Origin of the sequence: Pseudomonas sp. MD195_PC81_125 (assembly GCF_014060985.1) — a bacterium.
Taxonomy (GTDB): Bacteria; Pseudomonadota; Gammaproteobacteria; order Pseudomonadales; family Pseudomonadaceae; genus Aquipseudomonas; species Aquipseudomonas parakoreensis.
On the sequence record NZ_JABULD010000143.1, the window covers coordinates 1 to 7,029 of the forward strand.

At 60.9% G+C, this 7,029-nt stretch carries 4 protein-coding genes and 2 pseudogenes; 3 read left to right on the forward strand and 3 right to left on the reverse strand.

Annotated features, from left to right (window positions below; genetic code table 11):
* Positions 1–71 precede the first annotated feature (71 nt).
* The gene (locus HT737_RS06405) at positions 72–728 is read right to left on the reverse strand and encodes a thiopurine S-methyltransferase (protein ID WP_182401891.1); all 657 of its coding nucleotides are present in this window, start codon (positions 726–728) and stop codon (positions 72–74) included.
* Between the two features lie 104 nt (positions 729–832).
* Between HT737_RS06405 and HT737_RS06410 the strand changes: the two genes are divergently transcribed.
* Positions 833–1,600, forward strand: a complete 768-nt coding sequence (locus tag HT737_RS06410; RefSeq protein WP_182401893.1) for a class III extradiol ring-cleavage dioxygenase — start codon at positions 833–835, stop codon at positions 1,598–1,600.
* Between the two features lie 105 nt (positions 1,601–1,705).
* Here the strand turns inward: HT737_RS06410 and HT737_RS06415 are convergent, their stop codons facing one another.
* Positions 1,706–3,379 carry a DEAD/DEAH box helicase gene (locus tag HT737_RS06415; protein WP_027613439.1) on the reverse strand — a complete coding sequence of 558 codons (1,674 nt, stop codon included), beginning with the start codon at positions 3,377–3,379 and terminating at the stop codon, positions 1,706–1,708.
* A gap of 421 nt (positions 3,380–3,800) precedes the next feature.
* Between HT737_RS06415 and HT737_RS06420 the strand changes: the two are divergent.
* Positions 3,801–4,593, forward strand: a pseudogene (locus HT737_RS06420) (crotonase/enoyl-CoA hydratase family protein).
* 101 nt (positions 4,594–4,694) lie between these two features.
* Here HT737_RS06420 and HT737_RS06425 read toward each other — a convergent pair.
* Positions 4,695–5,451: pseudogene (locus HT737_RS06425) on the reverse strand (spermidine synthase).
* A gap of 153 nt (positions 5,452–5,604) precedes the next feature.
* On the opposite strand from HT737_RS06425, the gene HT737_RS06430 reads away from it, so the two are divergent.
* Complete coding sequence (locus tag HT737_RS06430; protein WP_041069567.1) at positions 5,605–6,951, forward strand: class II 3-deoxy-7-phosphoheptulonate synthase; 1,347 nt, start codon at positions 5,605–5,607, stop codon at positions 6,949–6,951.
* Positions 6,952–7,029 lie beyond the last annotated feature (78 nt).

The following is a 7,029-nucleotide window of genomic DNA, read 5'->3' on the forward strand; positions in this document are numbered from 1 at the left end:
TCCAGAAAACACCACAAAACCCTGTGGGAGCTGGCTTGCCAGGCGATGGGGCCCGCACCGCCAATACAAACCTATCGACCAGAAACCCGGTAAACCCGCTCCTCCAACCGCGTCACCCCCGCCTGCAAAAACTTCCAGCTCTCCCCCAGCACATCCTGCTCTTCCAGCATTCGCACCTGCCAGGCACCCGCCAGCAAGCGCTGCACCTCATCATCGCTCACCGCAAACGGTGGCCCGGACATTTGCGCCTGATCATAATCCAGAGTGATCAACAACCCTTGCACAACCGGCGGCAGGATTTGCTGCAGATGCGTCGCATAGCGTTCACGCATCGCAGGCGGCAAGGCGATCAACGCTGCCCGGTCGTACAACGCCGCGCAGTCCGCTACATCGTCTGCAGTCAGCGCGAAGAAATCACCGCACCACAACTCGATGGAATCGCCGCGATAGACCTTGAACGGCCCCTCGTCGCTGACCTGCGGCGTTACCTGATGCTCACTGAAGAAGTCCTCGATGGCCTTCTGCGACAACTCGACCCCGAGCACCTGATATCCGCGCCCGGCCAGCCACAACAGATCCAGGCTTTTGCCGCACAGCGGCACCAGCACTCGCGCCTGGGCCGGGATATTCAACTGCGGCCAGAGACGCTGCAGATACGGATTCACCTCAGGCAGGTGAAAGCCGATCTGATTGGATTCCCACTTCTTGTGCCAAAACTCAGGCTGCATGCTTCACCTCAAAAAATTCGATCAAAAGGCGTTAAAACTTATATTAGATTTAGATCAATGATCTGACTGAAGATGGCACCATCTTACCGCTCAGGAACCTTTCCATGTTTCCCAGCCTGTTTATCTCCCACGGCTCGCCAATGCTGGCCCTGGAACCCGGCGCCAGCGGCCCGGCCCTCGCGCGCCTGGCGGCCGAACTGCCTAAACCGAAAGCCATCGTGATTGTCTCTGCCCACTGGGAAAGCCAGGAATTGCGGGTCAGCAGCCATTCGCAACCCGAAACCTGGCACGACTTCGGCGGTTTTCCCCGCGCCCTGTTTGAAGTGCAATATCCGGCGCCGGGCAATCCGCAACTGGCCACCGAAGTGGCCGAATTGCTCAACGCTGCCCATCTGCCGGCTCGCCTCGATGCGCAACGCCCGTTCGACCACGGCGTCTGGGTGCCGCTGTCATTGATGTACCCGCAGGCGGATATTCCGGTGGTGCAGGTGTCGCTGCCGAGTCGCGGCGGCCCGGCGCTGCAAACCCGTGTCGGACACGCGCTGGCGGGTCTGCGCGAGCAGGGTATTTTGCTGATCGGCTCCGGCAGCATCACCCACAACCTGCGCGAGCTGGACTGGCATGCCGGCCCGGAAAGTGTCGAGCCGTGGGCTCGGGATTTTCGTGACTGGATGATCGACAAGTTGGCGGCCAATGACGAAGCGGCGTTGCACGACTATCGTCAGCAGGCGCCAAATGCGGTGCGCAGCCATCCGAGTGACGAACATTTGTTGCCGTTGTATTTTGCCCGTGGCGCGGGAGGTGAGTTCAGCATTGCTCATCAAGGTTTCACGATGGGCGCGCTGGGTATGGATATTTATCGCTTCGGTTGACGCCTTCGCGAGCAGGCTCGCTCCCACAAAGGCAAAAAGCAGACATAAAAAATCCCCGAACCAGTCGGGGATTTTTCATGTTCGATCAATCAGCCCGAGGGCGGATCAATCTTCGCGGTAGCGACGCAGTTTCAGCTGCTTGCCAGCGACGCGAGTGTCCTTCAGCTTGGTCAGGAGTTTGTCCAGACCATCTTCCGGCAGTTCGACGAGGCTGAAGCTGTCACGCACCTGAATGCGACCGATCGCTTCGCGGGCCAGACCACCTTCGTTGAGGATCGCGCCCAGCAGGTTCTTGGCGGCGATACCGTCACGCGCACCCAGCGCGGTACGGCAACGGGCACGGCCTTCGCCCAGAGGCATTGGCGCGCGACGCTCGCGGTCGCCACGCTCAGGACGATCACCGGAACGCTCAGGACGGTCGCCACGCGGTGCGTTGTTCGGCACCAGTGGACGTTCCTTCTCGATCGCTGCCAGGTTCAGCGCTTGACCGTTGGTTGCCTTGCGCAGCAGGGCTGCAGCCAGTGCACGCGGGGTGCAACCGATGTCTGCGGTCAGACGATCGAGCAGCTCGCCGTGAGTCGATTCGGCATCGGCGACCAGCGGCGACAGGCTATTGGTCAGTTTCTTGATGCGTGCATCGAGCACAGCTTGAGCGTCCGGCAGACGCACTTCGGCAACTTTCTGGCCGGTGACACGCTCGATCACTTGCAGCATGCGGCGCTCACGTGGAGTCACCAGCAGCAGCGCACGACCTTCGCGACCGGCACGGCCGGTACGGCCGATACGGTGCACGTAGGACTCCGGATCGTACGGCATGTCCACGTTGAACACGTGGGTGATGCGCGGAACGTCCAGACCACGGGCAGCCACGTCGGTCGCGACAACGATGTCCAGACGGCCATCCTTGAGCGAGTCGATGACGCGCTCACGCTGGTTCTGGGCGATGTCACCGTTCAGCGCAGCGGCTTTGTAGCCTTTGGCGTCCAGGGCACTGGCCAGATCCAGGGTCGCTTGCTTGGTGCGCACGAACATGATCAGCGCGTCGAAGTCTTCCACTTCCAGCAAGCTGAGAACGGCAGAAGTCTTCTGGTCAGCGTGAACCAACAGGTGAGCCTGTTCGATCGCGGTAACGGTCTGAGTCTTGCTCTGGATCTTCACGTGCTTCGGATCGCGCAGGTGGCGCTCGGCGATGGCACGGATCGACTGCGGCAAGGTTGCCGAGAACAATACGGTCTGACGGGTTTCCGGCATGGCCTTGAAGATCACTTCCAGGTCGTCCATGAAGCCCAGTTTGAGCATTTCGTCCGCCTCGTCCAGAACCAGGTGGTTCACGGTAGCGAGGACTTTTTCGTCGCGACGCAGGTGGTCGCACAGACGGCCCGGCGTGGCGACAACGATCTGTGCGCCATTACGGATTGCTTTCAATTGTGGGCCCATCGGCGCGCCGCCGTAGACAGCCACAACAGTTACGCCCGGCATTTGCTTGGCGTAGGTTTCGAAAGCGGTTGCAACTTGTAGCGCCAACTCACGAGTTGGGGCCAGGATCAGAGCTTGCGGCTCGCGCTTGGACGGATCAATGCGGTGCAGGATAGGCAGGGCAAAGGCAGCGGTTTTACCGGTACCGGTTTGCGCCTGACCAATCATATCGTGACCGGCGAGGATGATCGGGATCGACTGCTGCTGAATGGCCGAAGGCTCTTCATAGCCGGTAGCGACTACTGCAGCGACAATATTGGGATGAAGTTCAAGAGCGGCGAAGCCGCCGATTTCCTGGGTCATGGGTCTGCCTCTAAGTGCATCCGCAAAGACCCATGCTCCAAAGCTGCGCATGCCGTGTTGAGACTCAAGAGTCGCCCTGGCAGCTTTGTCGGCGGGGATTTGCGAAAACGTATGAATGAAAAAGAATCGTCAAGGAAGAGCCCGCAGTGCGGACGTGCAGCCGAAGCTGACTTCGGGGAATTGCGCTACCTAAACGCGGCCCGGTTAAAGGCCGGCGCGCACTATACCGGAATTTGCCCAAAAAGGGAGCTTTTTTTATCAGCTGAATCGCGGTGTCACCGCTGTGTAACGGGGTTTTGCGGATAATCGTGCGAAGGTCTATTTTGCAAAGGCCCGGCCTTGCGGGTGATGACGCTTAAACGATTCATCGATGTGCGGCATACCGTCGCTGCACCCGCCCTTCCCGCCCGAGGATCTACCCATGAATCAGCCCTGCCCCGGCCGCGTCAGCCGTGAACGTCGAGGTCATATCCACTTGATCGGCCTTGACCGGGCCGCCAAACGCAATGCCTTTCGACCTCGATATGCTCAATGACCTGAGCCTGGCCTACGGTGAGTTCGAGGCCGACAGTGACGCGCGAGTGGCCGTGGTGTTCGGGCATGGCGAGCACTTTACCGCCGGTCTGGATCTGCTCAATGCCAGCGCCGCCCTCGCCGATGGCTGGCAGGTTCCGACCGGCGGTTGCGACCCGTGGGGCGTTTTCGTCGGGCCGCGCGTGAGCAAACCGGTAATTGTCGCCGCGCAGGGCTACTGCCTGACCATCGGTATCGAGTTGATGCTGGCCGCTGACATCAACCTGTGCGCGAGCAATACCCGCTTCGCACAAATGGAAGTGCAGCGAGGGATTTTTCCTTTTGGTGGCGCGACCTTGCGTTTTCATCAGGTGGCCGGCTGGGGCAACGCGATGCGCTGGCTGCTGACCGGCGATGAGTTCGATGCGCATGATGCATTGCGCCTGGGTTTGGTACAGGAAGTAATGGCCAGTGAGGACCTGCTGCCCCGCGCGATCGAACTGGCCGAGCGGATTGCCCGGCAGGCACCGTTGGGGGTGCAGGCGACGCTGATGTCGGCGCGCCAGGCACGGTATGAAGGTGAGACGGCGGCGGCACAAGGATTGCCGGCACTGGTGAAGAAGTTGCTGGGGAGCGAGGATGCCAAGGAAGGCATCAGCTCGCTGGTGGAGCGGCGGCCAGGCATCTTCAAAGGGATCTGATGAACTACCCCCTGCAGGAGCTGCCGAAGGCTGCGATCTTTTGATCTTGTTTCTAAAAAGATCGCACCTTCGGCAGCTCCTACAGTTGACCGAGTCGCCACTCAGGTGGCAGGGCGAATACTGTTGATCAACGACTGCAACGAATACCCCCAGCCGCGGCGCCAGCGCTTCAGCGCGGGCGGACAGTGCCTGCATGTCCAGCTCCTGATCGAGATCCGCCGGCACAATCAGAATCACATTGCCCTCCTTCACCGGCAGTTCCCAGTAATGCCGGTGGTAGAGCCCACGCAGCAACGCGGCGCCCAGCGGTTTGCCATCATCGGTGGCCCACTGGTTGATCACCAGCCAGCCGCCCGGATTCAAACGCTTCTGACAGTCGCCGAGAAAACTCCAGGCCAGATGCCCGACACCCGGGCCGACATCGGTGTACAGGTCGACAAAGATCAGATCCGCAGGCTCGGCCGTCGGCAGCAACTCCAGCGCATCGCCGACCCGAATGTACAAACGCGGATCGTCATCCAGCCCCAGGTATTCGATGGCCAGGCGCGGCACGTCCGGGCGCAGTTCGATGGCTTCGACATCTTCCAGCGGCAGGAACTTGAGGCAGGCCTGGGTCAGCGTACCGGCACCGAGGCCAAGAAACAGCGCGCTCTCCGGTTGTTCATGGCACAACGCGCCAATCAGCATCGCCCGGGTGTAGTCGTATTCGAGCCAGCTCGGATCGGCGGTGAACACGCAGCTCTGCTCGATGGCATCGCCGAATTCCAGAAAGCGGTAATCGGCCACTTCCAGCACGCGAATCACGCCGAATTCATCCTGTACCTCGGCGAGCAACAGCTCGACGCGCTCCTCAGTCATTTCGTCTCCTGATGGCCACCGGGCGCGGTGACGCGATGGCACCGCTCCGGCGCCGTGGCAAAGCGGCGATTGTCGGTGATGGGGTGGGAGCAGGTCACGCACTAATTGCTGCTACCATGGCCTTCCCGTGCGTAGAACCCATTAGAGACCGTGATGAGCCAACCCTGGAGTCCTGACAGCTGGCGCGCCCTGCCGATCCAGCAACAACCCCAATACCCCGACGCCGCGCATCTGCGCCAGGTCGAGCAGACCCTGGCCAGCTATCCGCCGCTGGTGTTTGCCGGTGAAGCACGCGAGCTGCGCCGCCAGTTTGCCGAAGTGACTCAGGGCCGTGCGTTCCTGTTGCAGGGCGGCGATTGCGCGGAAAGCTTTGCCGAGTTCTCGGCAGCGAAGATTCGCGACACCTTCAAAGTGTTGCTGCAAATGGCGATCGTCATGACCTTCGCCGCCGGTTGTCCGGTGGTCAAGGTCGGGCGCATGGCCGGTCAGTTCGCCAAGCCGCGCTCTGCCAACGACGAAACCCTCGACGGCGTGACCCTGCCCGCCTACCGTGGCGACATCGTCAACGGCATCGGTTTTGACGAAAAGAGCCGCGTGCCGGATCCGGAGCGTCTGCTGCAGTCCTATCACCAGTCCACCGCTACCTTGAACCTGTTGCGCGCCTTCGCCCAGGGCGGCTTTGCCGACCTGCATCAGGTGCACAAGTGGAACCTGGATTTCATCGCCAACTCGGCACTGGCCGAGAAATACAGCCACCTCGCCGACCGCATCGATGAGACCCTCGCATTCATGCGCGCCTGCGGCATGGACAGCTCGCCGCAACTGCGCGAAACCAGTTTCTTCACCGCTCACGAGGCACTGTTGCTGAACTACGAAGAAGCGTTCGTGCGTCGCGACAGCCTGACCAACGATTATTACGATTGCTCGGCGCACATGCTGTGGATCGGTGACCGTACTCGTCAGCTCGACGGTGCTCACGTCGAATTCCTGCGCGGGGTGAACAACCCGATTGGCGTCAAAGTCGGCCCGAGCATGAACCCGGACGACCTGATCCGCCTGATCGACGTGCTCAACCCGGACAACGATCCCGGCCGCCTGAACCTGATTGCGCGGATGGGCGCGAACAAGGTCGGCGATCACCTGCCGGCGCTGATCCGCGCGGTACAGCGTGAAGGCAAGCAGGTGCTGTGGAGCTCCGACCCGATGCACGGCAACACGATCAAGGCCAGCAGCGGCTACAAGACCCGCGACTTCGCGCAGATCCTGGGTGAGGTGAAACAGTTCTTCCAGGTGCACGAAGCCGAAGGCACTTATGCCGGCGGGATTCATATCGAGATGACCGGGCAGAATGTCACCGAGTGCATTGGTGGCGCGCGGCCGATCACGGAAGACGGGTTGTCGGATCGTTATCACACCCACTGCGATCCGCGGATGAATGCCGATCAGTCGCTGGAACTGGCGTTTTTGATTGCGGAAACCCTGAAACAAGTCCGCCGCTAGACCGAGTCGCCCCATCGCCAGCAGGCATGGATTGACCTCTATCCCTGTAGGAGCTGCCGAAGGCTGCGATCTTTTGAT